Source organism: Acinetobacter sp. CFCC 10889 (genome assembly GCF_003268395.1).
GTDB lineage: Bacteria > Pseudomonadota > Gammaproteobacteria > Pseudomonadales > Moraxellaceae > Acinetobacter.
Window position 1 is genome coordinate 100,320 of record NZ_LQXQ01000003.1, and the last position, 23,163, is coordinate 123,482.

At 40.6% G+C, this 23,163-nt stretch carries 37 protein-coding genes and 1 pseudogene; 34 read left to right on the forward strand and 4 right to left on the reverse strand.

Translation table 11 applies throughout. The features are described from left to right. Nucleotides 1-3 precede the first annotated feature (3 nt). Nucleotides 4-1,194 carry a PLP-dependent transferase gene (locus AVJ19_RS01725; protein WP_111858108.1) on the reverse strand — a complete coding sequence of 397 codons (1,191 nt, stop codon included), beginning with the start codon at nt 1,192-1,194 and terminating at the stop codon, nt 4-6. 163 nt (nt 1,195-1,357) lie between these two features. On the opposite strand from AVJ19_RS01725, the gene AVJ19_RS01730 reads away from it, so the two are divergent. The 30 genes and pseudogenes from AVJ19_RS01730 to AVJ19_RS01875 all read left to right on the forward strand — a co-directional run bounded on the left by AVJ19_RS01730 (nt 1,358) and on the right by AVJ19_RS01875 (nt 17,621). Beyond that, entirely contained in the window at nt 1,358-2,098 is a 741-nt protein-coding gene (locus AVJ19_RS01730; protein ID WP_111858109.1) for a type 1 glutamine amidotransferase, read from the forward strand. A gap of 259 nt (nt 2,099-2,357) precedes the next feature. Continuing rightward, a complete protein-coding gene (rpsJ, locus tag AVJ19_RS01735; protein WP_004725677.1) occupies nt 2,358-2,669 on the forward strand; it encodes a 30S ribosomal protein S10 in 312 nt (103 codons plus the stop codon). A gap of 59 nt (nt 2,670-2,728) precedes the next feature. Then, entirely contained in the window at nt 2,729-3,367 is a 639-nt protein-coding gene (rplC, locus tag AVJ19_RS01740) for a 50S ribosomal protein L3 (RefSeq protein ID WP_111858110.1), read from the forward strand. Between the two features lie 11 nt (nt 3,368-3,378). Continuing rightward, complete coding sequence (rplD, locus tag AVJ19_RS01745) at nt 3,379-3,981, forward strand: 50S ribosomal protein L4 (RefSeq protein WP_068973570.1); 603 nt, start codon at nt 3,379-3,381, stop codon at nt 3,979-3,981. Then, nucleotides 3,978-4,298 carry a 50S ribosomal protein L23 gene (rplW, locus tag AVJ19_RS01750; RefSeq protein WP_111858111.1) on the forward strand — a complete coding sequence of 107 codons (321 nt, stop codon included), beginning with the start codon at nt 3,978-3,980 and terminating at the stop codon, nt 4,296-4,298. Before rplD ends, rplW begins: the two co-directional genes overlap by 4 nt. Nucleotides 4,299-4,309: 11 nt before the next feature. Further along, on the forward strand, nt 4,310-5,134 hold the full coding sequence (rplB, locus tag AVJ19_RS01755; protein ID WP_107007577.1) for a 50S ribosomal protein L2: 825 nt from the start codon (nt 4,310-4,312) through the stop codon (nt 5,132-5,134). A 19-nt stretch (nt 5,135-5,153) separates the two neighbouring features. Continuing rightward, on the forward strand, nt 5,154-5,429 hold the full coding sequence (rpsS, locus tag AVJ19_RS01760) for a 30S ribosomal protein S19 (RefSeq protein ID WP_004281508.1): 276 nt from the start codon (nt 5,154-5,156) through the stop codon (nt 5,427-5,429). Nucleotides 5,430-5,438: 9 nt separating this feature from the next. Beyond that, nucleotides 5,439-5,768, forward strand: coding sequence for a 50S ribosomal protein L22 (gene rplV, locus AVJ19_RS01765; RefSeq protein WP_065994096.1), 330 nt, complete (start codon nt 5,439-5,441; stop codon nt 5,766-5,768). 1 nt (nt 5,769) lies between these two features. Continuing rightward, nucleotides 5,770-6,586 (forward strand): annotated as a pseudogene (gene rpsC / locus AVJ19_RS01770) (30S ribosomal protein S3). Continuing rightward, the gene (gene rplP / locus AVJ19_RS01775) at nt 6,526-6,939 is read left to right on the forward strand and encodes a 50S ribosomal protein L16 (RefSeq protein ID WP_111858112.1); all 414 of its coding nucleotides are present in this window, start codon (nt 6,526-6,528) and stop codon (nt 6,937-6,939) included. The pseudogene rpsC and the gene rplP overlap by 61 nt, the downstream one beginning before the upstream one ends. After that, nucleotides 6,939-7,136: a 50S ribosomal protein L29 gene (gene rpmC, locus AVJ19_RS01780; RefSeq protein WP_004650482.1), complete on the forward strand. Its 198-nt coding sequence runs from the start codon at nt 6,939-6,941 to the stop codon at nt 7,134-7,136. The genes rplP and rpmC overlap by 1 nt, the downstream gene beginning before the upstream one ends. Beyond that, nucleotides 7,133-7,390, forward strand: a complete 258-nt coding sequence (gene rpsQ, locus AVJ19_RS01785) for a 30S ribosomal protein S17 (RefSeq protein WP_004691314.1) — start codon at nt 7,133-7,135, stop codon at nt 7,388-7,390. Before rpmC ends, rpsQ begins: the two co-directional genes overlap by 4 nt. A gap of 94 nt (nt 7,391-7,484) precedes the next feature. Continuing rightward, nucleotides 7,485-7,853: a 50S ribosomal protein L14 gene (gene rplN / locus AVJ19_RS01790; RefSeq protein WP_004725701.1), complete on the forward strand. Its 369-nt coding sequence runs from the start codon at nt 7,485-7,487 to the stop codon at nt 7,851-7,853. 11 nt (nt 7,854-7,864) lie between these two features. Further along, nucleotides 7,865-8,182 carry a 50S ribosomal protein L24 gene (gene rplX / locus AVJ19_RS01795; protein WP_111858113.1) on the forward strand — a complete coding sequence of 106 codons (318 nt, stop codon included), beginning with the start codon at nt 7,865-7,867 and terminating at the stop codon, nt 8,180-8,182. Nucleotides 8,183-8,198: 16 nt separating this feature from the next. Then, nucleotides 8,199-8,735 (forward strand): 50S ribosomal protein L5, encoded by a 537-nt coding sequence (gene rplE / locus AVJ19_RS01800; protein WP_111858114.1) that lies wholly within the window; start codon nt 8,199-8,201, stop codon nt 8,733-8,735. A 9-nt stretch (nt 8,736-8,744) separates the two neighbouring features. Continuing rightward, complete coding sequence (gene rpsN / locus AVJ19_RS01805; protein WP_068973576.1) at nt 8,745-9,050, forward strand: 30S ribosomal protein S14; 306 nt, start codon at nt 8,745-8,747, stop codon at nt 9,048-9,050. Between the two features lie 13 nt (nt 9,051-9,063). Continuing rightward, complete coding sequence (gene rpsH, locus AVJ19_RS01810) at nt 9,064-9,459, forward strand: 30S ribosomal protein S8 (RefSeq protein WP_107007583.1); 396 nt, start codon at nt 9,064-9,066, stop codon at nt 9,457-9,459. 13 nt (nt 9,460-9,472) lie between these two features. Continuing rightward, complete coding sequence (rplF, locus tag AVJ19_RS01815; RefSeq protein WP_111858115.1) at nt 9,473-10,006, forward strand: 50S ribosomal protein L6; 534 nt, start codon at nt 9,473-9,475, stop codon at nt 10,004-10,006. Between the two features lie 14 nt (nt 10,007-10,020). Further along, entirely contained in the window at nt 10,021-10,371 is a 351-nt protein-coding gene (gene rplR / locus AVJ19_RS01820; RefSeq protein ID WP_004725713.1) for a 50S ribosomal protein L18, read from the forward strand. Between the two features lie 2 nt (nt 10,372-10,373). Continuing rightward, entirely contained in the window at nt 10,374-10,871 is a 498-nt protein-coding gene (gene rpsE, locus AVJ19_RS01825) for a 30S ribosomal protein S5 (protein WP_065994106.1), read from the forward strand. Between the two features lie 6 nt (nt 10,872-10,877). Continuing rightward, entirely contained in the window at nt 10,878-11,054 is a 177-nt protein-coding gene (rpmD, locus tag AVJ19_RS01830; RefSeq protein WP_004825182.1) for a 50S ribosomal protein L30, read from the forward strand. Nucleotides 11,055-11,057: 3 nt separating this feature from the next. After that, complete coding sequence (gene rplO / locus AVJ19_RS01835) at nt 11,058-11,498, forward strand: 50S ribosomal protein L15 (protein WP_111858116.1); 441 nt, start codon at nt 11,058-11,060, stop codon at nt 11,496-11,498. Nucleotides 11,499-11,543: 45 nt separating this feature from the next. Further along, a complete protein-coding gene (gene secY, locus AVJ19_RS01840) occupies nt 11,544-12,863 on the forward strand; it encodes a preprotein translocase subunit SecY (protein WP_171334147.1) in 1,320 nt (439 codons plus the stop codon). A 20-nt stretch (nt 12,864-12,883) separates the two neighbouring features. Next, nucleotides 12,884-13,000: a 50S ribosomal protein L36 gene (rpmJ, locus tag AVJ19_RS01845; protein WP_000867907.1), complete on the forward strand. Its 117-nt coding sequence runs from the start codon at nt 12,884-12,886 to the stop codon at nt 12,998-13,000. A gap of 107 nt (nt 13,001-13,107) precedes the next feature. Further along, entirely contained in the window at nt 13,108-13,464 is a 357-nt protein-coding gene (gene rpsM / locus AVJ19_RS01850; RefSeq protein ID WP_111858118.1) for a 30S ribosomal protein S13, read from the forward strand. Nucleotides 13,465-13,483: 19 nt separating this feature from the next. Next, a complete protein-coding gene (gene rpsK / locus AVJ19_RS01855; protein WP_001040166.1) occupies nt 13,484-13,870 on the forward strand; it encodes a 30S ribosomal protein S11 in 387 nt (128 codons plus the stop codon). 12 nt (nt 13,871-13,882) lie between these two features. Further along, nucleotides 13,883-14,509, forward strand: a complete 627-nt coding sequence (rpsD, locus tag AVJ19_RS01860; protein ID WP_111858119.1) for a 30S ribosomal protein S4 — start codon at nt 13,883-13,885, stop codon at nt 14,507-14,509. Between the two features lie 17 nt (nt 14,510-14,526). Then, nucleotides 14,527-15,534, forward strand: coding sequence for a DNA-directed RNA polymerase subunit alpha (locus AVJ19_RS01865; RefSeq protein ID WP_005094131.1), 1,008 nt, complete (start codon nt 14,527-14,529; stop codon nt 15,532-15,534). Nucleotides 15,535-15,552: 18 nt separating this feature from the next. Beyond that, on the forward strand, nt 15,553-15,918 hold the full coding sequence (gene rplQ, locus AVJ19_RS01870; RefSeq protein WP_004281488.1) for a 50S ribosomal protein L17: 366 nt from the start codon (nt 15,553-15,555) through the stop codon (nt 15,916-15,918). A 212-nt stretch (nt 15,919-16,130) separates the two neighbouring features. Then, a complete protein-coding gene (locus tag AVJ19_RS01875; RefSeq protein ID WP_111858120.1) occupies nt 16,131-17,621 on the forward strand; it encodes a flavin-containing monooxygenase in 1,491 nt (496 codons plus the stop codon). 144 nt (nt 17,622-17,765) lie between these two features. Here AVJ19_RS01875 and AVJ19_RS01880 read toward each other — a convergent pair whose 3' ends face one another. The 3 genes from AVJ19_RS01880 to AVJ19_RS01890 form a co-directional block, all read right to left on the reverse strand. Beyond that, nucleotides 17,766-18,425 carry a TetR/AcrR family transcriptional regulator gene (locus AVJ19_RS01880; RefSeq protein WP_322873936.1) on the reverse strand — a complete coding sequence of 220 codons (660 nt, stop codon included), beginning with the start codon at nt 18,423-18,425 and terminating at the stop codon, nt 17,766-17,768. Beyond that, complete coding sequence (locus AVJ19_RS01885; protein ID WP_111858122.1) at nt 18,376-19,236, reverse strand: phytanoyl-CoA dioxygenase family protein; 861 nt, start codon at nt 19,234-19,236, stop codon at nt 18,376-18,378. The genes AVJ19_RS01880 and AVJ19_RS01885 overlap by 50 nt, the downstream gene beginning before the upstream one ends. Nucleotides 19,237-19,456: 220 nt before the next feature. Beyond that, nucleotides 19,457-20,629, reverse strand: coding sequence for an acyl-CoA dehydrogenase family protein (locus AVJ19_RS01890; protein ID WP_111858123.1), 1,173 nt, complete (start codon nt 20,627-20,629; stop codon nt 19,457-19,459). Between the two features lie 180 nt (nt 20,630-20,809). Here AVJ19_RS01890 and AVJ19_RS01895 point away from each other — a divergent pair, with 180 nt between their 5' ends. From AVJ19_RS01895 to AVJ19_RS01905, 4 genes are all read left to right on the forward strand, one after another. Continuing rightward, nucleotides 20,810-21,070, forward strand: coding sequence for a succinate dehydrogenase assembly factor 2 (locus AVJ19_RS01895; RefSeq protein ID WP_111858124.1), 261 nt, complete (start codon nt 20,810-20,812; stop codon nt 21,068-21,070). Further along, on the forward strand, nt 21,060-21,470 hold the full coding sequence (locus AVJ19_RS01900; protein ID WP_111858125.1) for a hypothetical protein: 411 nt from the start codon (nt 21,060-21,062) through the stop codon (nt 21,468-21,470). The genes AVJ19_RS01895 and AVJ19_RS01900 overlap by 11 nt, the downstream gene beginning before the upstream one ends. A gap of 203 nt (nt 21,471-21,673) precedes the next feature. Next, nucleotides 21,674-21,802: a hypothetical protein gene (locus tag AVJ19_RS22655; protein WP_265736075.1), complete on the forward strand. Its 129-nt coding sequence runs from the start codon at nt 21,674-21,676 to the stop codon at nt 21,800-21,802. A 217-nt stretch (nt 21,803-22,019) separates the two neighbouring features. Then, a complete protein-coding gene (locus AVJ19_RS01905; protein ID WP_111858126.1) occupies nt 22,020-23,159 on the forward strand; it encodes a hypothetical protein in 1,140 nt (379 codons plus the stop codon). Nucleotides 23,160-23,163 lie beyond the last annotated feature (4 nt).

Consider the following 23,163-nt stretch of genomic DNA (forward strand, 5'->3'; position numbering starts at 1 on the left):
TACTTATTTTTCGATAAATTTTAAAGCTTGTTGAAGATCTGCGATTAAATCATCTGCATTTTCCAGACCAATACAAAAGCGAACCAATATACCTTGTTGTAAGTGTGAATGTTCTAATTGACGCATGTCTTTTAAGTTGTAGAGCATAACCAAACTTACAGGACCACCCCAGCTAAAACCGAGTTTAAACAATGTTAAAGCATCACAGAATTGACGAATTGCAGTCATGTCATATTCAGGTTTAAAGATCACACTGACTAGACCTGCACTTTGTTCAGTCTGACAAGTTTCTTTCCAAAAAGTGTGACTAATATTGTCAGGATCGGCAGGGTGGAGCACTTGAGCGAAAATATCTTGTGTTTTTAACCATGTTAAAAGTTTTAAAGCTGTTTCAGCTTGACGTTCATAGCGAATTTGCATCGAAGATAAACTACGTTGCACTTGCGCAGCATCATCCCCTGAAATGGCAATCCCTTGAATGGCATGCATGCGAAAAAGTTTGTGATGTAGATTTTTATCTTGTGTCACCACAGATCCCATCAAAATATCACCACCACCACTTGGATATTTGGTGAGTGCGTGTACAGTGAGGTCAACACTTAAATGTTGATCCGAAAAATCAAAAGCATTAAACGCAAGTCCTGCACCCCATGTATTATCGAGTGCTGTGAGTATATGATTAGCTTTGGCTTTTTTGACCAGATTGATCAAGTCTGGAAATTCTAAAGTGACAGAACCAGCTGCTTCTAACCACAGTAATTTGGCTTTTTCTGAAGGTTGAAAGCTTTCAACATCAATTGCGTTATACACCTTAACTGTGATGCCATAACGTGATTCTAAATTGCGCAAATGCTCCATATTAGGACCATATATATTGTCAGCAACCCAAACTTCATCTCCATGTGCTAAAAAACAAGCATTCACTAAATTTATGGCAGACAAACCACTTGGTGCAAGTAAGCAATAATTACCGCCCTCAATCTGCGCAATATTATCCCCTAGAGTAAAGGTTGTTGGTGTTCCATGCGTACCATAGCTATAGTCATACGCATCCGTCCAATGTCGATCAAATAATGCTGCTGTATTGTTAAAAATAATTGTGGATGCACGATAAATCGGAGGTTGGATTGTGTTGATCAATTGTGGCGCTTTACGTTCAGCGTGAATCAAAGCAGTTTGTGGATGAAGTTTCACAACAAGGCTCAAAGTATTAATAAAAGATGATTCAAGCAAAACATAGAAAATCTTTGCCGCAAAGTTTTAAAATGTGAATATTTATAAATTAAAAAGAATTTGGCTTCATTTTTGCTTAATTAAAATCATGATCAAGGACATTATGATAAAAATGGTGCCGTATATGAAAAAATTAAAAGTACATTATTTTAGACATATCGCAGGTGAAGATTTTGGTGCGTGCTATGACTATTTAAAATCCTTAAATGCGCATATTACAGCAACAGAATTTTATGCCTTACCTAAAGACTTTGCCTTAGATATAGAGGCTTTACCCCAAGTCGATGATGTTGATTTACTCATTATTATGGGAGGGGAAATGAGTGTGAATGATGAGGCGAATTATCCATGGTTGAAAATAGAAAAACGTTGGATTCGCCGTTACTTAGCCACTGAAAAACCGGCAATAGGATTATGTTTAGGTGGTCAACTTATTGCCAATGCTTTAGGTGCAAATGTCTATCGTAATCAGATGCAAGAGCTGGGTTGGACAACAGTTTATAGAAGTACAGCTGTACCAGAGTTTTGTTTTCAGTTACCTGAGATGATGCAAGTTATGCAATGGCACAGTGAAACCTTTGATATCCCAAAAGGCGCGGTGCGCTTGGCTGAGAATGAAATTTGTAGCAATCAGATGTATCAAATTGGCAAAAATGTCTTAGGTTTTCAATTTCATCCTGAGATTACGCCACAAAATTTAGAGGTTTTTATTGAGCACGAAGAAGATCAGCAAGTTTTTTATGGAAATTATGTACAGTCCTTAAAAAGCTTAAAAGCATCAGCAAAAAATGATTTTATGGTGGGGAATCAAATATTAAATCGAGCAATTGATTATGTGTTGAAATATGAAAAAAGAGTGGCTTAAAAATAATCGGTTTAATTTTGAGAGAGATTTAAAAATAATTAAAAAATGCGAAATACATTTGCTTAACTGTTAAACAATCGTTATAATGGGCGACCCTTCGATATGAAGGGTTGGATAACAAATGAAGTTGTCCAGATCGTTACAGTCGTGGCATCGATCATGACCTTAGTGATTTTCACTGCTCTTGACACTTGCCTATTTAGTGGGGTGAGATGCGTCAGGAGTGATTCTTTATATATTTGGCTTGGAGTTAACTGGTATGTCTAACCAGAGAATTCGTATCCGTCTTAAGTCTTTTGATCATCGTTTAATTGATCAATCTTCTCAAGAGATCGTAGAAACAGCAAAACGTACTGGTGCACAAGTTTGTGGTCCTATTCCGATGCCTACACGCATCGAGCGTTTTAACGTTTTAACATCACCACACGTTAATAAAGATGCGCGTGACCAATACGAGATCCGCACTTACAAACGTTTGATCGACATCGTTCAACCTACAGACAAAACTGTAGATGCGTTGATGAAGTTGGATCTTGCAGCTGGTGTTGATGTTCAGATCGCATTGGGTTAAGGCTTTCGGTTAATTAACGCTCTAAGTTAATTAGGCCGCTTTTTTAGAGGTTTATGCACATGGCTATTGGTTTAGTCGGTCGCAAGTGCGGTATGACACGTATCTTTACAGATGCTGGTGTTTCTGTACCTGTAACAGTGATTGAGGTTGATCCTAACCGTATCACTCAAATCAAAACGCTTGAAACTGATGGTTATCAAGCGATTCAAATCACTACTGGTGAACGTCGCGAATCTCGCGTAACTAACGCTCAGAAAGGTCACTTCGCTAAAGCGGGTGTTGCTGCTGGTCGTTTAGTTCAAGAATTCCGTGCTACAGAAGCTGATCTTGAAGGTCGTGAAGTTGGTGGTGCTCTTACCGTTGAATTATTTACAGTAGGTCAAATTGTTGACGTAACTGGTACTTCTAAAGGTAAAGGTTTCCAAGGTGGTGTTAAGCGTTGGAACTTCCGTACGCAAGATGCTACTCACGGTAACTCTGTTTCTCACCGTGTTTTGGGTTCTACTGGTCAAAACCAGACTCCTGGTCGCGTATTCAAAGGCAAAAAAATGGCTGGCCATTTAGGTGCTGAACGCGTAACTACACAGGGTCTTGAAATCGTTGCTATCGACGTTGAACGTTCAGTTCTTGTTGTTAAAGGTGCGGTTCCTGGTGCTACTGGTGGTGACGTAACTGTACGTCCTACGATCAAGGCCTGAGGGGAAATATTGTGAATTTAAAAACTGTTTCCGGCTCTGCTGTTGAATTGTCAGAAGTTGCGTTTGGTCGTGACTTCAATGAAGCTCTTGTACACCAAGTTGTTACAGCTTATTTAGCTGGTGGTCGTCAAGGCTCTAAAGCACAAAAATCACGTGCAGACGTTTCTGGCGGTGGTAAAAAACCATTCCGTCAAAAAGGTACTGGCCGCGCTCGTGCTGGTTCTATTCGTAGCCCAATCTGGGTTGGTGGTGGTAAAACTTTTGCTGCTCGTCCACAAGATTGGTCACAAAAAGTGAACCGTAAAATGTACCGTGGTGCAATGCAATGTATCTTAGCTGAACTTGTTCGCCAAGATCGTCTTGTATTAGTTGAAGAGTTTGCTGTTGAAGCGCCTAAAACTAAAGAATTGCTTGCAAAACTTAACGACTTGAACGCTACTCGCGCATTAATCGTTACTGAAGCTGTAGATGAAAATCTATATTTAGCTGCTCGTAACCTTCCACACGTTGATGTGGTTGATGCTGCTGGAATCGATCCTGTTGGTTTGATCGCGTTCGATAAAGTTGTTATGTCTGTAGCTGCTGCTAAGAAAATTGAGGTAGAACTCGGATGAACAACGAACGTATCTATCAAGTCCTTCAAGGACCTGTATTCTCAGAAAAAGCACAAGTTCTAGGTGAAACTGCTGGTGTTCAAGTATTTAAAGTTGCACTTGATGCAAACAAACTTGAAATCAAAAAAGCAGTAGAACAACTCTTTGGTGTTCAAGTTGTTAAAGTTAACACAACGATCACTAAAGGTAAGACTAAGCGCTTTGGTCGTACATTAGGACGTCGTTCTGATGTTAAAAAAGCATACGTCACCCTGAAAGCTGGCCAAGATGTTGAAATGGCTGACTTGGGCGATACCGCTGAAAACGCAGCGGAGTAAGGACGAGAATTATGCCTATTCAAAAATGTAAGCCAACGTCTCCAGGACGTCGCTTTGTAGAGAAAGTGGTTCATAGCCATCTTCACAAAGGCGCGCCTTATGCACCGTTGGTAGAAGCTAAAAAACGTACTGGTGGTCGTAATAATAACGGTCACATTACGACTCGTCACGTTGGTGGCGGTCATAAGCAGCACTATCGTCTTGTTGATTTTAAACGTAACAAAGATGGTATTCCTGCAACTGTAGAGCGTATTGAATACGATCCTAACCGTACATCTCATATTGCACTTGTGCTTTATGCTGACGGTGAGCGTCGTTATATCATTGCACCTAAAGGTCTTCGCGCTGGTGATAAAGTACAATCTGGTAACGATGCTCCAATTCGTACAGGTAACTGCTTGCCACTTCGCAATATGCCAATCGGTTCTACACTACATAACATCGAGCTTAAAATCGGTAAAGGCGCACAATTAGTACGTTCTGCTGGTACTTCTGCTCAGTTGTTAGGTCGTGACGGTTCTTACGCTATCATTCGTCTACGTTCAGGCGAAATGCGTAAAGTACACGTTGAATGTCGCGCTGTGTTAGGTGAAGTATCTAACTCAGAAAGCAACCTTCGTTCACTTGGTAAAGCAGGTGCATCACGCTGGCGTGGCGTTCGTCCTACCGTTCGTGGTATGGCGATGAACCCAGTAGACCATCCACATGGTGGTGGTGAAGGGCGTAATAAAGGTATTCAACCTGTAAGCCCATGGGGTCAAAAAGCGAAAGGGTACAAGACTCGTACCAATAAGCGTACGACTAAGATGATCATTCGCGACCGTCGCGTTAAGTAACAAGTAAAGGAATCTGACAATGCCTCGTTCTCTGAAAAAAGGCCCATTCGTCGATGCGCACTTGTTCGCTAAGGTTGAAGCGGCTATCGCGGCTAATAACCGTAAGCCGATCAAAACTTGGTCGCGTCGTTCGATGATCCTCCCGGATTTTGTTGGTTTAACAATTTCTGTACACAATGGCCGTAACCATGTTCCAGTAATCGTATCTGAACATATGGTTGGTCACAAACTTGGTGAATTCGCGCCAACTCGTACCTATCGTGGTCACGGTGTTGACAAGAAATCTAAACGTTAAGGTGCTATGATGGAAGTTACTGCTAAATTACGCGGTGCCGCTATCTCGGCACAAAAAACTCGTTTGGTTGCAGACCTAATCCGCGGCAAATCTGTTGCGCACGCTTTAAATATCTTAAACTTCAGTAATAAAAAAGCTGCAGTTTTGGTTAAAAAAGCATTGGAATCTGCGATTGCAAACGCTGAACATAATAACAGTTTAGATGTAGACGATCTTAAAGTAACTACGATTTACGTTGATGAAGGTATGAGCCTTAAACGTATTATGCCACGTGCTAAAGGCCGTGCAGATCGTATTACTAAGCGTACTTGTCACATTACCGTTAAGGTAGGGGTTTGATATGGGTCAGAAGGTTCATCCAATCGGTATCCGCCTTGGTGTTGTAAAACGTCATAACGCCAACTGGTATGCGAGTCCGAAACAATACGCTGAATACTTGCTTAAAGATCTTCAAGTTCGTGAGTTTTTGACTAAAAAACTTAAAAGCGCGATGATCAGCAATATTCTTATCGAACGTCCTACAGGCGCTGCTAAAGTAACAATTAGCACTGCTCGTCCAGGTATCGTGATCGGTAAAAAAGGCGAAGACATTGAAAAATTACAGCGTGAACTCACTACTATTATGGGTGTTCCAGCGCAAGTAAGCATCAACGAAATCGATCGCCCAGATTTAGACGCTCGTTTAGTTGCTGAAGCAATTGCTTCTCAATTAGAAAAACGTGTAATGTTCCGTCGTGCTATGAAGCGTGCGGTTCAAAACTCTATGCGTGCTGGTGCTAAAGGTATTAAAGTTGAGGTTTCTGGTCGTTTAGGCGGTGCTGAAATTGCACGTACTGAATGGTATCGTGAAGGTCGTGTACCTTTACATACACTTCGTGCAGACATTGACTATTCAACTATGCGTGCTGAAACTACTTACGGTACGATTGGTGTTAAAGTTTGGATTTTCCGTGGTGAGATTTTAGGTGGCATGAAACAAGTCATGAACCCTGCTCCTGCTGAAGAACGTCCAGCTAAACGCGGTCGCGGTCGTGGTGAAGGTCAAGAGCGTCGTGGTCGTCGCAATGATCGTTCTGCTGAAAAAGGAGAATAATCCATGTTGCAACCTAAGCGTACTAAATTCCGTAAAGTACAAAAAGGCCGTAACACTGGTCTAGCACATCGCGGTAGCACTGTATCTTTTGGTACTGTTGCGCTTAAATCTGTTGAACGTGGTCAAATGACTGCGCGCCAGATTGAAGCTTGTCGTCGTACAATCAGTCGTCGTGTTAAACGTGGTGGTAAGATCTTTATCCGTGTTTTCCCAGACAAACCAATTACTGAAAAACCATTAGAAGTTCGTATGGGTAAAGGTAAAGGTTCTGTGGAATACTGGGTTTGCCAAATCAAACCAGGTAAGATCTTGTACGAAATGGATGGTGTTAGTGAAGAATTGGCACGTGAAGCGTTTGCGCTTGCTGCTGCTAAGCTTCCGTTCAAAACCACTATCGTTACTAAGACGGTGATGTAATGAAAACTAAAGATCTACGTGAAAAATCGGTAGAAGAGTTGACAGCTTTGCTTGATGAGCAACAGCTAAACCAATTCCGTCTTCGTATGGCGAAAGCAACTGGTCAATTGGGTAAATCGCATGAAGTTGCGCTTACTCGTAAGACGATTGCTCGCATCAAGACACTCCTTACCGAAAAACAGGGGAACGGACAATGAGTGAGCAAACAGTTCGCACGTTAACTGGCAAAGTAGTAAGCGACAAAATGGACAAGTCTATTGTTGTTCTTATTGAACGCCGCGTTCAACACCCGTTGTATGGCAAATCAATCCGCCGTTCAACTAAATTACACGCTCATGATGAAAACAACACAGCTAAAACTGGTGATGTTGTAACCATCAAAGAAAGCCGCCCAATTTCTAAAACTAAGTCTTGGACTCTAGTTGAAGTTGTTGAAGCTGCTGCTGAGTAATTAACGTTCTTGTTGCATCATTGGTCAATTTCGAGTACTCTTTGAGCCTTTCGAAATTGCGACCGGTGATGCGACTCGGTTTTGGAGTAGGGCAATGATTCAAACCGAAAGTATGCTAGACGTAGCAGACAACAGTGGTGCTCGCCGCGTACAATGTATTAAAGTACTAGGTGGTTCACATCGTCGTTATGCTTCTGTTGGCGACATTATTAAAGTTACTGTAAAAGAAGCAATTCCACGTGGCCGTGTTAAAAAAGGTGACGTGATGAATGCAGTTGTAGTTCGTACTAAATTCGGTATTCGTCGTCCAGATGGTTCTGTGATCCGTTTTGATGATAATGCTGCAGTTATTTTGAACAACAACAAGGCTCCGATTGCCACTCGTATTTTCGGACCAGTGACTCGTGAACTTCGTACTGAACAGTTCATGAAAATCATTTCATTGGCTCCTGAAGTTCTATAATAGAGGCAATCATGGCTAAGATTAGAAAAGGCGATCAAGTAATTGTGATCGCAGGTAAAGAAAAAGGCAAACAAGGTACTGTTTTGTCTGTTTCTAATGACCGTGTTATGGTTGAAGGCCTTAACTTGGTTAAGAAGCATCAAAAGCCGAACCGTGCAACAGGTGCTGAAGGCGCTGTCGTTACACAAGAAGCTTCGCTTCATATTTCAAACGTAGCAATCTTTAATGCTACAACCCAAAAGGCTGACCGTGTTGGTTACCAAGTGGCTGAAGGCGTGAAAACTCGCGTTTATAAGTCAAATGGTGAATCAGTGGCGGTAGCGAAGTAATAGGTTGAAATAGGCTATGGCCAGACTTAAAACGCGTTATAACGACGAAATCCGAGCTAAGTTGAAAGAAGAACTTGGCTTGGCAAACGTGATGGAGATTCCTCGCATCACAAAAATTACCATTAATATGGGTGTTGGTGCGGCTTCAGCTGACAAGAAATTGTTAGATGGCGCTTTAGCTGATATGCAAGCTATCGCTGGTCAAAAACCAGTACTTACGTTAGCTCGTAAATCAATCGCAGGTTTTAAAATCCGTGATGGTTGGCCGATTGGTTGTAAAGTTACTTTACGCGGCGAACAAATGTACGAATTCTTAGACCGTTTGATCTCAATTGCGATCCCTCGTATCCGTGACTTCCGTGGTTTTTCTTCAAAATCATTTGATGGTCGTGGTAACTACTCAATGGGTCTCAAGGAACAAATCATGTTCCCTGAAATCGATTTTGATAAGATCGATCGTATTCGTGGTATGGATATTACCATTACTACGACTGCTCGCACTGATGACGAAGGCCGTGCGCTTATGCGTGGTTTCGGCTTCCCGTTCAAATAAGAGGTCGACATGGCTAAGAAAGGTATGATTAATCGCGAATTGAAACGCGAAGCAACAGTAGCTAAATACGCTGCAAAACGTGCTGAATTAAAAGCGACGATTGCAAATGTAAATGCTTCTGATGAAGAACGTTTCGATGCGATGATGAAGTTACAAGCATTACCACGTAATGCATCTCCAGTACGTCTTCGTAACCGTTGTGGTTTAACTGGTCGTCCTCATGGTTACTTCCGTAAGTTCGGCTTAAGCCGTAACAAATTACGTGACACAGTAATGCAAGGTGATGTACCGGGCGTTGTTAAGGCAAGCTGGTAAGGAGCGACTATAAATGAGTATGCAAGATACCGTTGCCGACATGTTAACCCGTGTTCGTAACGCACAAATGGCAAAGAAACAAACTGTTTCTATGCCTAATTCTAAGTTGAAAGTTGCAATTGCGAACGTACTTCAACAAGAAGGTTATATTTCAAATGTAGAAGTTGCTGATAATGAAGGCAAAGCTACTTTGACTATTACTTTAAAATATTTCGAAGGCAAACCAGTTATCGATACTGTGAAACGCGTAAGCCGTCCTGGTCTACGTCAATATCGCGGTAAAGATGCACTTCCGAGCGTTAAGCAAGGTTTAGGTATTGCAATTGTTTCTACAAGCAAAGGCATCATGACTGATCGCGCTGCACGTGCTGCAGGCGTTGGTGGTGAAGTTATTGCTTTTGTTTCTTAATAGGTGATTCCTCATGTCTCGTGTGGCTAAAGCCCCAGTAACTGTACCTAATGGTGTAACAGTTACTCAGAACGGCCGGCAGGTCGAAGTGAAAGGCAGCAAAGGTACGTTGTCTTTCAACCTGCATGCGCTGGTCGAGCTCAAACAGGAAGACGGTACATTAGTTATTGCTCCTAAAGCTGAGTCGAAAGACGCTTGGATGCAAGCTGGTACTGCTCGCGCTGTTCTTAACAACCTTGTAAAAGGTGTTAGCGAAGGTTTCGAACGTAAGTTACAACTGATCGGTGTTGGTTATAAAGCTGCGGTAAAAGGTAATGTTGTTAACCTTAACCTTGGTTATTCACATCCAATCGATTACAGCCTTCCAGAAGGTGTAACTGCTGAAACTCCTACTGCAACTGAAATTATTCTTAAATCTGCTGATAAAGCAGCTTTAGGTCAAGTCGCTGCAGATATCCGTGGTTACCGTCCACCAGAGCCATATAAAGGTAAAGGTGTTCGTTATTCTGACGAAGTTGTTCTTCGTAAAGAAGCTAAGAAGAAATAAGGCGCGAGGTTCTTATGAACGAAAAGAAACAATCCCGTTTGCGTCGTGCAAAAAGCACACGCTTGCACATTCGTGCATTGGGTGCGACTCGTTTGTGTGTAAACCGCACGCCGCGTCACATCTATGCGCAAGTTATTTCAGCAGATGGTGGCAAAGTATTAGCGCAAGCTTCTACTTTGGATGCATCTTTACGTAGCGGTACTACAGGTAATGTAGATTCAGCTACTAAAGTAGGTGCTTTAATCGCAGAACGTGCGAAAGCTGCTGGTGTTACTAAAGTAGCATTTGACCGTTCTGGTTTTAAATATCATGGTCGTATCAAAGCCTTGGCTGATGCTGCTCGTGAAAACGGCTTGGAGTTCTAATCATGGCTAAAGTTGAACAAAACGAAGGTCTTGTTGAAAAGCTGGTTGCCGTTGATCGTGTAGCCAAAGTTGTTAAGGGCGGTCGTATCTTCTCTTTCACAGCGTTGACTGTGGTTGGTGATGGTAACGGTCGTGTAGGTTTTGGTCGTGGTAAAGCACGTGAAGTTCCTGCTGCTATTTCTAAAGCACTTGAAGCTGCACGTCGTAACATGATCACTGTTGATCTTGTTGACGGTACTTTGCAACACCCAATCAATGCGCGTCATGGTGCTAGCCGTGTGTTCATGCAACCTGCATCTGAAGGTACTGGCGTAATTGCTGGTGGTTCTATGCGTGCGGTGCTTGAAGCTGCTGGTGTTCGTAACGTATTGACTAAATGTTATGGTTCTACAAACGCTGCTAATGTTGTAAATGCGACTTTTAACGGTTTGCGTGATATGACTTCTCCAGAGAAAGTTGCTGCTAAACGTGGCCTTTCAGTAGAACAAATTTTAGGGTAATCAATCATGAAAACGATTAAAGTTACCCAGACTAAATCTTCTTCGCATCGTTTGAAAAATCACAAACTTTGCCTACAAGGTTTAGGTCTGCGTCGTATTGGTCATACTGTAGAAGTGGTAGATACTCCTTCTAACCGTGGTATGATCAACAAAGTCTACTATATGGTTAGTGTAGAGGAATAAGCCATGACTCTGCGTTTAAATGAGCTTGCGCCTGCTGAAGGTGCAAAACGTGAAAGCCGTCGTTTAGGCCGTGGTATCGGTTCTGGCGTTGGTAAAACCGGTGGCCGTGGTGTCAAAGGCCAAAAATCACGTAAAAGTGGTGGCGTTCGTCCAGGCTTTGAAGGTGGTCAAACTGCGTTATATCGTCGTTTACCTAAATTCGGTTTCACTAGCCAACAGGCTTTGAAAACTGCTGAAGTACGTTTGTCAGAACTTGCTAAAGTTGAAGGTGATATTGTTTCACTTGAGACTTTGAAAGCTGCGAATGTTGTGCGTAAAGATATGTTACGTGCTCGTATCGTTCTTTCTGGTGAAATTACTCGTGCGTTCACTGTACAAGGTGTTGCTTTGACTAAAGGCGCTAAAGCTGCTGTAGAAGCTGCTGGCGGTAAAGTCGAGGAGTAATCGCGAGTGAGTATGTCTCCTAGTTCTTCAGGTCATGTGAATATGATGAAAGGTCAACCTTTTCATGTGAAATATCGTGAAATTATACGCCGATTAATGTTTTTAATTGGTGCATTGGTGGTCTTTCGACTAGGGGCACATATTCCGCTACCAGGTATCGATAATGTCGCTTTAGAACGTTTTTTCAAGGCTAATGAAGGTACTTTTTTAGGCTTGTTTAATATGTTCTCAGGCGGGGCATTAGAACGAATGTCAATTCTTGCGTTAGGGATCATGCCATACATTTCTGCATCAATTATTGTGCAGTTAATGTCAACAGTTGTTCCTTCGCTGGAAGCATTAAAGAAAGAAGGCGAGCAGGGTAAGCGTAAGATAAATCAATATACACGTTATGGCACACTTTTACTGGCATTTGTCCAAGGTATCGGAATGTGTGCAGGTCTAATTAGTCAAGGGATTACTTTGACATCTGGATTAGCATTTTATATTCCAGCGCTAACATCGTTAGTAGCAGGTACAATGTTCTTAATGTGGTTAGGTGAGCAAATTACAGAACGTGGTGTTGGTAATGGTATCTCGATGATTATCTTCGCAGGTATTGTTGCTGGTTTACCAAATTTAGTAATTCAAGCATTTACTTCGGTGGATAATGGTCAATCAAGTTTAATTGGTTTGGCTATATTTGGATTGCTTTCTGTTGCTGTACTTGCAGCGATTGTGTTTATTGAGAAAGCTCAACGTCGTATACCTGTTAACTATGCTCAAAAGCAGCAAGGCCGTCGTGTATTCACTGCACAACAGACACATTTGCCATTGAAAATTAACATGGCAGGGGTAATTCCAGCAATTTTCGCAAGTTCGTTATTGTTGTTCCCTGCAAGTTTAGGTCAATGGTTAGGTAGTGCTGATCCAAATGCAGGAATCGTAAAACGTAGCCTTCAAGATTTGGCACTCGTATTGTCGCCTGGACAACCTTTGTATTTGGTGCTCTTTGGTGCGTTAATTATCTTTTTCTGTTATTTTTATACGGCACTTGTATTTAGCCCTAAAGAAGTATCAGAGAACTTGAAACGCAGCGGAGCTTATGTACCTGGTATTCGCCCAGGTGAGCAAACTGCTCGTTACTTAGATCATATTCTTAATCGTTTGACATTTATTGGTGCGATTTATATTACAGTGATCTGTTTGATGCCAATGATTCTACAAAGCTCATTTAGCATCCCGTTCCACCTTGGTGGTACATCATTGTTAATCGTAGTTGTTGTTGTGATGGACTTTATGGCTCAGCTACAAGCACATCTCACTTCACGCCAGTATGATAATCAAACGTTAATGAGAAAAACGACTGCTCATCCTAAAGGATAAGCGCACTTAGAGGTTTCATCATGAAAGTACAAGCTTCTGTAAAGAAAATTTGTGGTAGCTGTAAAGTTATCCGTCGTAATGGGGTTATTCGCGTAATTTGTAGCGCAGAACCTCGTCATAAGCAGCGTCAAGGTTAATTTAATTAAGACCTGTTGATTTCAGTAGGCTAATTAGGTTATTATCCGCCCCTCAAGATTTTTGTGGGGCGGTTGATTATCTCTACTGCCTTTTTGGAGAAATTTGAATGGCTCGTATTGCCGGTGTAAACATTCCGGATAACAAGCATGCTGTTATCTCTCTCACGTATATTTTTGGTATTGGTCGCCATACTGCTAAAGTTATCTTAGCTGCTGCGGGTATTGCTACAACTACTAAAATTCGTGAATTAGATGATGCTCAGCTTGATGCGATTCGTGCAGAAGTTGCTAAGGTTCCGACCGAAGGTGATTTACGTCGCGAAATTTCCATGAACATTAAACGTTTAATGGATTTAGGCTGCTATCGCGGTCTTCGTCATCGTCGCAGCTTGCCTGTTCGCGGACAACGCACCAAAACTAACGCACGTACCCGTAAAGGTCCGCGCAAACCTATTAAGAAATAAGATTTCTGGAAGCTAAAAGATGGCTAAAGATACACGCACACGCAAGAAGGTCACTCGTACCGTCTCTGAAGGTGTTGCACACATTCACGCTTCTTTTAATAACACCATTGTTACGATTACTGATCGTCAAGGTAATGCATTGGCTTGGGCTACTTCAGGTGGACAAGGCTTCCGTGGATCACGTAAATCAACTCCGTTTGCTGCTCAGGTAGCTGCTGAAGTTGCTGGTAAAGCTGCTTTGGATTACGGTTTGAAAAACTTGGATGTCCTTGTAAAAGGTCCTGGTCCAGGTCGTGAATCTGCGGTTCGTGCATTAGGTGCAGTGGGTTATAAAATTAACAGCATTACCGACGTGACGCCAATCCCGCACAACGGTTGCCGTCCACCTAAAAAACGTCGCGTGTAAGGAGAAACATTCATGGCTCGTTATATTGGTCCAAAATGCAAACTCTCTCGCCGCGAAGGGACAGACCTGCAATTAAAATCTGGCGTTAAACCTTTTGACGTCAAAACTAAAAAAGCTGCTAAAGCTCCTGGTCAACATGGCGGAGCTCGTGGTGGTAAACAATCTGAGTATTCACTACAATTACGTGAAAAACAAAAAGTACGTCGTATGTACGGTGTGTTAGAGCGTCAATTTAGTAATTACTATAAAGAAGCTGCTCGTGTTAAAGGCGCAACAGGTGAAAACTTGTTGAAATTGCTTGAAAGCCGTTTAGATAACGTTGTTTATCGTATGGGCTTTGGTTCTACACGTGCAGAAGCTCGTCAGCTTGTATCTCACCGTTCTATCACTTTAAATGGTCGTCGTGTTAACATCGCATCGATTCAAGTTAAAGCTGGTGACGTGATCGCAGTTCACGAAGGTGCTAAACAACAATTACGTATTAAAAACGCAATTGAATTAGCTGCTCAACGTGGTACTTCTTCTTGGATCGAAGTAGATCATTCGAAACTTGAAGGTACATTTAAAGCTGCACCAGATCGTTCTGATTTACCTGCTGAAATCAACGAAAGCTTGATTGTAGAATTGTATTCTAAATAATCCTTGAGGTAGCAATAATGACGCGTACTGCAAACGAGTTTCTTACTCCGCAAGCGATCAAGGTCGAAGCGGCAAGCGGGACCTCGGCAAAAGTGATTCTTGAACCTTTAGAGCGTGGCTTTGGTCATACTCTAGGTAATGCTTTACGTCGCATTCTATTGTCTTCTTTGCCTGGCGCTGCTGTGGTTGAAGTAGAAATAGAAGGTGTCGAGCACGAGTACAGTACTTTAGAAGGCTTGCAGCAGGACATCGTCGAGCTCTTGCTGAACCTAAAAGGATTGTCTATTAAGCTGTTCGATCAAAATGAAGCATATTTAACATTAGAAAAACAAGGTGCAGGCGATGTAACAGCCGCTGATCTTCGTTTACCTCATAATGTTGAAGTGGTTAACCCTGAACACTTGATCGGCACTTTAAGTGCTTCAGGCTCATTAAAAATGCGCTTGAAAGTTGCTCAAGGTCGTGGTTATGAAACGTCTGACTCACGTTTCCCAGAAGGCGAAACTCGCCCAGTGGGTCGTTTACAGTTAGATGCTTCTTATAGCCCGATTAAACGTGTGTCTTATACCGTTGAAAATGCGCGTGTAGAACAACGTACAGACCTTGATAAATTGGTCATTGATCTTGAAACAAATGGTACTGTAGATCCAGAAGAAGCAATCCGCAAAGCGGCAACAATTTTGCAACAACAAATTGCAATTTTTGTTGATCTTCAGAAAGACCAAGCACCTGTTGCTCAAGAACCTCGTGAAGAAGTTGACCCAATCTTGCTTCGTCCAGTAGATGATCTAGAGCTTACTGTTCGTTCTGCTAACTGTTTGAAAGCAGAAAATATTTACTACATCGGTGATTTAGTACAACGTACTGAAGTTGAGTTATTAAAAACTCCTAACTTAGGTAAAAAATCGTTGACTGAAATCAAAGATGTTCTGGCTTCAAAAGGCTTGCAACTCGGCATGCGTTTAGAAAACTGGCCACCAGCTAGTTTACGTATGGACGATCGTTTTGCCTATCGTAGCCGTTAATTAAGTAGGACTATCACCATGCGTCATCGTAATAGTGGTGTGAAATTAGGCCGTACAAGCAGTCATCGTAAAGCGATGTTCCAAAACATGGCTAATTCTTTGTTTGAACACGAGTTGATTAAAACAACTGTACCTAAAGCAAAAGAATTACGTCGTGTAGCTGAGCCTTTAATCACTTTAGCTAAAAACGATACAGTAGCAAACCGCCGCTTGGCATTTGCTCGTACTCGTTCAGCAGCAACTGTTGGTAAATTATTTACCGTTCTAGGCCCTCGTTATAAAGAACGTAACGGCGGTTATCTACGTGTTCTTAAAGCTGGTTTCCGTGCAGGTGATGCTGCGCCGATGGCTTATGTAGAACTTGTGGATCGTGAAGTAAACTAAGTTTACTCATGCCATAGAACAATCGGTTGTTCTTGAAAAGGTCGGTATAAAAACCGACCTTTTTTATGTTTAAAAAACAAGATTGTTAGACAAAATATGAAATTTGTCCTCAACTGACATAAAATTTGTCGGAAAAATACAAACTTGACATTGCGTATTGTCAAATTTGTGTTTTAATAAAAATGTACTCTTAAAAAGGTTATAAAAAGAAAATGGAAAAGCAAGTAGATATTCTCATCGTTGGCGCAGGCATCTCTGGTATTGGGGTTGCTGCTCATTTATCTAAAAATTCACCGCAGCGTTCTTTTGAAATTATTGAGCGTCGTGAAAGTTTTGGTGGAACTTGGGATTTGTTTAAATATCCTGGTATTCGTTCAGATTCAGATATGTCAACTTTTGGTTTTAATTTTAAACCATGGCAGAAATCAAATGTACTTGCAGATGGTTCTTCAATTAAAGGCTATGTCGCTGAAGTTGTTGATGAATATAAATTGAAAGATAAAATTCATTTTAACCATCGTGTGCGCACTGCAAATTATGATTCTTCAACTAAAAAATGGAATGTTGAAATTGAAGATCCTAATGGGAAATTGCAAACTTGGGTGGCAAATTTTGTTGTAGGTTGTACAGGTTATTACAACTATGACCAAGGTTATCAACCAGATTATCCTGGTAAAGAAAATTTTAAAGGTGAGTTTGTTAATCCGCAATTTTGGCCTGAAAATTTAGATTATGCAGGTAAAAAAGTTGTCATCATTGGTAGTGGTGCAACAGCTATTACGCTTGTACCTGCGATGTCTAAAGGTGGTGCAGGTCATGTGACGATGCTACAACGTTCACCGACTTATATCGCAACGGTACCATCGATTGATTTCCTTTATGACAAAATGCGTAAGGTTTTGCCAGAAGATGTGGCTTATAAATTAACACGTGCACGTAATATTGGAATGCAACGTGGTATTTATGCTTTGGCTCAAAAACAGCCTAAAGTATTGCGTAAGTTGTTATTGAAATCGATTGAAATGCAGTTGAAAGGTAAAGTGGATATGAAACACTTTACCCCGAATTATAATCCTTGGGATCAACGTTTATGTGTTGTACCAGATGGTGATTTATTCAAGATTTTACGTTCAGGTAAGGCGAGTGTTGAAACGGATCATATTGAAAAAATTACTGAAACAGGTATTCAATTAAAATCTGGTAAACATTTAGATGCAGATATTATTGTTTCTGCAACAGGTTTAGAAATCCAAATTTTAGGTGGTATTCAGGCAACACTAGATGGAAAACCGCTTAATACATCGCAGCACATGTTGTATCAAGGGGTAATGGTGAGTGATGTACCAAATATGGCAATGATCATTGGTTATATCAACGCATCTTGGACATTGAAAGTAGATATTGCAGCAGATTATATTTGCCGTCTTGTAAACTATATGGATAAAAAAGGCTTTGATGAAGTGATTCCACAAGGTGATGCGACTGAATTGATGGAAGATACGGTGATGGGTAGCTTATCGTCAGGTTATATTGCTCGTGCAGCAAATGTAATGCCGAAACAAGGTAAGCATGCACCTTGGAAAGTGACCAATAACTATCTCGCTGATCGTAAGGATTTGAAAAATGCCAAATTTGATGATGGTGTATTGAAATTCCATAAACGTGAGGCACAAGTGGCAAAAAAGCCTAAATTGGTTTCTTAAATTTACTTGGAATGAGAAAGGAGCGATAGCTCCTTTTTTTATATGCGGAGGGTGATATTGTAAAATGAGACCATGTAAGATCAAAAAATAACGTTGAATCTAGACACTGTTCAAAGGTTTGAATCGTGATTTTCACTTTATCTCTCAACTTAATTTGTATTCAAGAGAAATACATGGCACGATTAATTTCCATGCGGATTTTGCAATATCCTCAGCTGTAGCACGTTGATCTTGTGGCTGTTGAAGTGCTGAACGCATAAGTTCTCGTACACCACCCAAGACAAAAGCAGCAAGATCATGTGCTGCTATATCTTGACGGATTATGCCTTGTCGTTGACCTTTTTGAAAATTACGAGTTCCTTCTTCGATCTGTGCGGTTATTCTGGCTTGCTCTATATCAACAACGATAGATTCTCTTCGTAATGAGCCAAGTATTACAGTTGAAAGGGGATTACTTTGATAAAAAATTGCAAGATTTAAAGTGCGCTCCCATTCACGCTTTAGCCAATCAGATTCATGTGATACTGAAAATAGAACTTCCGCATCAAGTTTATCGTAAAAGGCTTCGACAACTGCAGCGATGAGACCTGCTTTAGAACCAAAGTAATGATAGGCTAAGCCAACTGAAACTTGAGCACGACGCGCAACTTCAGCCATTTCAATATGACCATTACCTTCGATCATAATTTCATTTGCTGCATTTATAAGGGTTAATGTGCTTATTGAAGCATCTCTAACCTTACTTTTTTTAGGTTTATTCATTGGTATTTTGATGTTCCAGTAATCTTTTAGGATGCATACCATCCACCATCCCAAAAAACGGTGGGAAAATACTATATCCCATCATACGTAATAAATCTTCGGACAACTCTTTTGCGATTTCCAATGGTACTTCCATCATAAAGTTTTCTTGCTGACGTAACCATGGTTCACAATATTGACATGTAAAACCTAAACGGGCAGAGTTTGAATGGTTTGCTCCGCCACCATGCCATAAGGTACCAAGAAATACCACAACTGATCCTGCTGGCATCACACAAGGAATCGTTTCACTTTCTAGAGGTGTTCTTTCACCATCCCAAAGATGGCTGCCTGGGATAACGGAGGTTGCACCATTACTTGCTGTAAAATCATCAATTGCCCAAACTGTTGCAGCGCCAATAGCTTTTCTTGGACGAGGCACAACATATTGCCCATCATCTGTATGTAATAATTGTGCGTTTTCACCTGATAAAATTTTGATGACTTGCATTTGAGATAACAAATAGTTTTGCAATAAAATGCGATCAAGTAAGGCTAAGACACGCGGATGCTGTGCCATTTTGTCAGCTACTCTAGTTTTGGCAAGAACATTATATACACGCTGAGTTTTAACCCCCTCAAATGTATTTCGTCCCGTATGATTCAGCAGGGGATTTATGTTTTGTTTTATCTCCTCTAGTTCTTCATGCGTTAATAGGTTTTGAATAATGACATAACCATCCGTCAATAATTTTTTTAGATCATTTTCAATGAGTGTAGGATCAATCTCTTCAGTCCCTGTGCTTTTCGTCCATGTGTGGCGACCTGCTAAGTCTTGAGTTAATTCATTGAGGTTTTTAACTACTTTTGTCATTTTGAACTTCCTTCTTGTTTTGAATTGAATTTAATTCAATTTAAAATTAAACACAAATGAATAATATGTTTTTTTAAATAAATAATTGTTTTCTATATTAAAATAGGTATATATGGAGTGATTGGGGTGGAGCTGGTTTTAAATGTTGCTGATCACTAAAATGAGACAAAGAAAAAGGAGCATGTTGCTCCTAATTCAAATTCTAAAATAATTGAAGTGCTTATAGAGAGCGTGAGATTAGCTCTTTCATAATTTCATTGGTGCCTGCGTAGATGCGGTTTGCACGATTGTCAATATAGGCACGTGCAATCGGATATTCAAGCATATAGCCATAACCACCATGTAACTGTAGACATTCATCTACAACATTTGAGAACAGTTCAGAAATTTTATATTTCGCTGCTGCTGCTGCATCTACACCAAGTGTGCCTTCGAGTTGAAGTTCCATACAACGATCTAAGTAAGCACGGCAAAAATCAATTTCGGTACGCATTTCTGCAAGTTTAAAGCGTGTATTCTGGAATGCACCGATTGGTTTACCAAAGGCTTTACGGTCTTTAGTGTATTGAACAGTATGTGCAAATGCCGCTTCTGCGCCTGCTTGGCAAATGATCGCAACCAACATGCGTTCCCAAGCCAACTCTTTCATCAACATGATGAAGCCCATGCCTTCCATACCCAATAAATTTTCTTTTGGTACACGGACATCTTCAAAGAATAATTCACAGGTATCTTGACCTTTCATACCGATTTTATTCAGTGGTTTACCTTTACTGAATCCTACACGATCCGCTTCAACAATGATCAAGGATAAGTTTGCAGAACCTTTGTCAGTATTGCCTGTTTTACACACCACGATCGCCATGTCACATAAGTAACCATTGGTAATGAAGATTTTAGAACCATTGATGACATATTCATCGCCATCTAAAACAGCAGTGGTACGCACACCTTGTAAATCAGAACCTGTACCTGGCTCAGTCATTGCAATTGCAGTGACTGCTTCGCCAGATGCCATTTTTGGTAGCCAGTGTTTCTTTTGTTCTTCATTGCCAAAGTTATTGATATAGTTGGCAACAATGTCAGAATGTAATGAAAAACCTGTTGAAGAATCCATTGCATAAGCTTGTTCTTCAATCAAAATCATACTGTACAAACGGTCTACACCAGAACCACCATATTCTTCAGGCATGGTTGCGCATAGCAAGCCCATTTCACCAGCTTTGTTCCATAAATCACGGTCTACATGTTGTTGCTCTTCATATTTTGCAATATTTGGCACAACTTCTTTTTCATAAAATTTACGTACTGTTTCACGAAATGCTTCATGATCCGCGTTAAATAAATTGCGGGGTAACATATTTGCCAATGGACGAACTGCGCCTGATTGCATACTTTTTATTCCAAATTATTGTTTAATCATTATAAATTAAGTGAACATTCAGTCTTTCTCAATGAGGTGAATGCTCATTTGTAGGTAAATATTGATATATTTCGCCAATCGCTATCTATACTCAGGTATTTATGATGAAATCAGGTAAACTACTGATCACAATCATCTTCGGGGAAATCAATGTTTGAAGAATTAACTTTGGAAGAGCGTAAAGTTATTTATCGTGCACGTCGTGGTTTGAAAGAAATCGATGTTTATTTCGACCCTTATGTGAAGCAATATTATTTACAAGCAGATACGGCGGAAAAAGCATTATTTAAAGAGTTGGTTGATCAAGAAGACCCAGATTTATTAGATTGGTTTATGGAGGTTTCAGAGCCACCAAAACCTGAGTTAAGACAACTTATTAGCAAATTAAAGCAATATGTCCATGGTGCATAGTCAGTTGTATCGTTGTTTTAAGTTGAAACCTAGTCGATTACGATATGGGTTTCAGCTTTTTTTTGGTCTTGGCATTGCTATACTTTTATTTAAGTTATTAAGTCTAAGTATGTGGATTATTGCTGTACTCTTGTTATTGATTTCTGCTTATCTTCTACATCGGCAGGCGAGTATTGAGCAATTAGAACAGTTGGATGCAGATCTTTGGTCAGTTAAAATCAGCCAAAATGCACAGATCCAAAATGTACGAATTGAACAAATAGTTGATCATCTTTTTTATATTGTGATCTATTTTGAAGATATAAATCATTTGAATAAACGGTCAAATTTCATTATTTGGCAGGATCAATGTGATTTGAAAAGTTGGAAAATGTTAAAAATACAGGCAAAATTAGCTTAATTGTTCGACATTTTAAATAAAGTAAAATTATAAAAAATGTTTAAAAATAATAATTTAAAGAATTATTTTCAAATCTAAATTTTTATTGTTAGACGAAAATCACGGAATTTGATGCAAAATAAGGATTGTTAGACAATTTTGTTTATGAATTTTCAATTTTAACTGTACATTAAACCTACCAACAGCAAATGAGGAATTTCGAGATGACTGAAGTTCAACAATGGTTGTTTCTAGTGGTCGCAATTATTCTTGCGATTGTGGTAGGAAGACTAGGAACTGTGCTGAGGGAACAGATTGAGAAAAGAAAACTCAAAACGAATAAACTCTCCTGAGAGTTTACTGTTTAATAAGTAGCATGTGCTGAACCGTCGCAATGCTACTTTTTTTTGCCTAAAATTTGCTAGTCATTATTCTACGGTCAATACATTTATGTGTGCATTGTGGCAAATTATAACAATAAAATTAGAGTTATTGCTCTTTTAATACGCAAGAGCATCTGATATTTTAAGTAAAAAGGACATAAACACAATTACATAGAGGACAGGAAGTATGTCTAAAGTCCAGAAAATTGGGCAATTTATGGCAACTGCCATTGTTGCTTCATCTATTTTATCGGGTTGTTCGTACGTGATTAAGTCAGGCGCAAACGTTGCTTTGGGCTTTAGTGAAAATCATATCGTTCCTCCAATCTTAGCAGGTAATGATGCAGATATGGCTTGCCAATCAGGGAGTGCTTTGACTCCTGCGGTTATGGCAACTAAAGATATGGGTGCTGATCCAACTCGTATGGCGGTATTACTTTACTCTGCTGCAGGGATGTGTGCAGAAAGTCGAGCTTTAGATGCAGAGTTGCGTTATTTACGTGCTTCAAAAGATGGTAAGGTTTCAGAAGCACAAGATGCACGTGTGGAACAAAAGCGTTGGGCTGCATTGGCAGCAAATCGTCAATATGCAGGCTATCAATTATTTGCTGAACGTTGGCAAGCTAAATACAAATATACTTTGGGTGATTCATGCCCAACGATGAAAAAAGATTTAGACCAAACCATTTATCTCTTAGGTATGCTCAGTGGTTTGCAAGCGATGACCAATGATATTAACTCAGGTGGTGCTGCAAACGTTCCAAAAGATATTGCTGCGATTGTTGAACGTGGTATGGCGTGTCTGGATAATAATAAATTCTGGGGTGCGCCAATGGCGACACGTGCAGTGATTTGGACATTATTGCCGGGTGCAGATGAGGGCAAACCTGATCCATATCAAACCTTGAAACAATCAATGCAAATTGGTGAGCAAAAAGGTGTACGTTTAGCACATGCTTTATATGCAGTATCTGCGCAAGCCAGTGGGGATGATGCACGAATCCGTGAGGCTTTACGTACTTATGCTGCATCACGTGAAGAAGACAAGCCTGTTAACCCTGAGTTTAGACTGATTGATGCGATGGCAGGGCAAATGGTGCAAGCAATTGCAGATCGTTACTGGACTGAACATACAGGTGTGCGTGCTGCGGATGATGGCATGACAGTATTCTGGGATGATCAGGGGGCAACAGGAGATGATTCATTGTTTGAGGGTATGGATGATTCTACAACAGAGGATTCAGGCGTAGCACCAGCTCAAGAAGAAACAATTTCTGCGCCTGTACCAGAAGAAAATTCAGCACCAGCTGAAGAGGCTGCACCATAACGGC

Coding starts and splice junctions, on each gene's coding strand:
- AVJ19_RS01730 (WP_111858109.1), top strand. CDS start 1,358: ATGAAAAAATTAAAAGTACATTATTTTAGACATATCGCAGGTGAAGAT.
- rpsJ (WP_004725677.1), top strand. CDS start 2,358: ATGTCTAACCAGAGAATTCGTATCCGTCTTAAGTCTTTTGATCATCGT.
- rplC (WP_111858110.1), top strand. CDS start 2,729: ATGGCTATTGGTTTAGTCGGTCGCAAGTGCGGTATGACACGTATCTTT.
- rplW (WP_111858111.1), top strand. CDS start 3,978: ATGAACAACGAACGTATCTATCAAGTCCTTCAAGGACCTGTATTCTCA.
- rplB (WP_107007577.1), top strand. CDS start 4,310: ATGCCTATTCAAAAATGTAAGCCAACGTCTCCAGGACGTCGCTTTGTA.
- rpsS (WP_004281508.1), top strand. CDS start 5,154: ATGCCTCGTTCTCTGAAAAAAGGCCCATTCGTCGATGCGCACTTGTTC.
- rplV (WP_065994096.1), top strand. CDS start 5,439: ATGGAAGTTACTGCTAAATTACGCGGTGCCGCTATCTCGGCACAAAAA.
- rplP (WP_111858112.1), top strand. CDS start 6,526: ATGTTGCAACCTAAGCGTACTAAATTCCGTAAAGTACAAAAAGGCCGT.
- rpmC (WP_004650482.1), top strand. CDS start 6,939: ATGAAAACTAAAGATCTACGTGAAAAATCGGTAGAAGAGTTGACAGCT.
- rpsQ (WP_004691314.1), top strand. CDS start 7,133: ATGAGTGAGCAAACAGTTCGCACGTTAACTGGCAAAGTAGTAAGCGAC.
- rplN (WP_004725701.1), top strand. CDS start 7,485: ATGATTCAAACCGAAAGTATGCTAGACGTAGCAGACAACAGTGGTGCT.
- rplX (WP_111858113.1), top strand. CDS start 7,865: ATGGCTAAGATTAGAAAAGGCGATCAAGTAATTGTGATCGCAGGTAAA.
- rplE (WP_111858114.1), top strand. CDS start 8,199: ATGGCCAGACTTAAAACGCGTTATAACGACGAAATCCGAGCTAAGTTG.
- rpsN (WP_068973576.1), top strand. CDS start 8,745: ATGGCTAAGAAAGGTATGATTAATCGCGAATTGAAACGCGAAGCAACA.
- rpsH (WP_107007583.1), top strand. CDS start 9,064: ATGAGTATGCAAGATACCGTTGCCGACATGTTAACCCGTGTTCGTAAC.
- rplF (WP_111858115.1), top strand. CDS start 9,473: ATGTCTCGTGTGGCTAAAGCCCCAGTAACTGTACCTAATGGTGTAACA.
- rplR (WP_004725713.1), top strand. CDS start 10,021: ATGAACGAAAAGAAACAATCCCGTTTGCGTCGTGCAAAAAGCACACGC.
- rpsE (WP_065994106.1), top strand. CDS start 10,374: ATGGCTAAAGTTGAACAAAACGAAGGTCTTGTTGAAAAGCTGGTTGCC.
- rpmD (WP_004825182.1), top strand. CDS start 10,878: ATGAAAACGATTAAAGTTACCCAGACTAAATCTTCTTCGCATCGTTTG.
- rplO (WP_111858116.1), top strand. CDS start 11,058: ATGACTCTGCGTTTAAATGAGCTTGCGCCTGCTGAAGGTGCAAAACGT.
- secY (WP_171334147.1), top strand. CDS start 11,544: ATGAAAGGTCAACCTTTTCATGTGAAATATCGTGAAATTATACGCCGA.
- rpmJ (WP_000867907.1), top strand. CDS start 12,884: ATGAAAGTACAAGCTTCTGTAAAGAAAATTTGTGGTAGCTGTAAAGTT.
- rpsM (WP_111858118.1), top strand. CDS start 13,108: ATGGCTCGTATTGCCGGTGTAAACATTCCGGATAACAAGCATGCTGTT.
- rpsK (WP_001040166.1), top strand. CDS start 13,484: ATGGCTAAAGATACACGCACACGCAAGAAGGTCACTCGTACCGTCTCT.
- rpsD (WP_111858119.1), top strand. CDS start 13,883: ATGGCTCGTTATATTGGTCCAAAATGCAAACTCTCTCGCCGCGAAGGG.
- AVJ19_RS01865 (WP_005094131.1), top strand. CDS start 14,527: ATGACGCGTACTGCAAACGAGTTTCTTACTCCGCAAGCGATCAAGGTC.
- rplQ (WP_004281488.1), top strand. CDS start 15,553: ATGCGTCATCGTAATAGTGGTGTGAAATTAGGCCGTACAAGCAGTCAT.
- AVJ19_RS01875 (WP_111858120.1), top strand. CDS start 16,131: ATGGAAAAGCAAGTAGATATTCTCATCGTTGGCGCAGGCATCTCTGGT.
- AVJ19_RS01880 (WP_322873936.1), bottom strand. CDS start 18,425: ATGGTATGCATCCTAAAAGATTACTGGAACATCAAAATACCAATGAAT.
- AVJ19_RS01885 (WP_111858122.1), bottom strand. CDS start 19,236: ATGACAAAAGTAGTTAAAAACCTCAATGAATTAACTCAAGACTTAGCA.
- AVJ19_RS01890 (WP_111858123.1), bottom strand. CDS start 20,629: ATGCAATCAGGCGCAGTTCGTCCATTGGCAAATATGTTACCCCGCAAT.
- AVJ19_RS01895 (WP_111858124.1), top strand. CDS start 20,810: ATGTTTGAAGAATTAACTTTGGAAGAGCGTAAAGTTATTTATCGTGCA.
- AVJ19_RS01900 (WP_111858125.1), top strand. CDS start 21,060: ATGGTGCATAGTCAGTTGTATCGTTGTTTTAAGTTGAAACCTAGTCGA.
- AVJ19_RS22655 (WP_265736075.1), top strand. CDS start 21,674: ATGACTGAAGTTCAACAATGGTTGTTTCTAGTGGTCGCAATTATTCTT.
- AVJ19_RS01905 (WP_111858126.1), top strand. CDS start 22,020: ATGTCTAAAGTCCAGAAAATTGGGCAATTTATGGCAACTGCCATTGTT.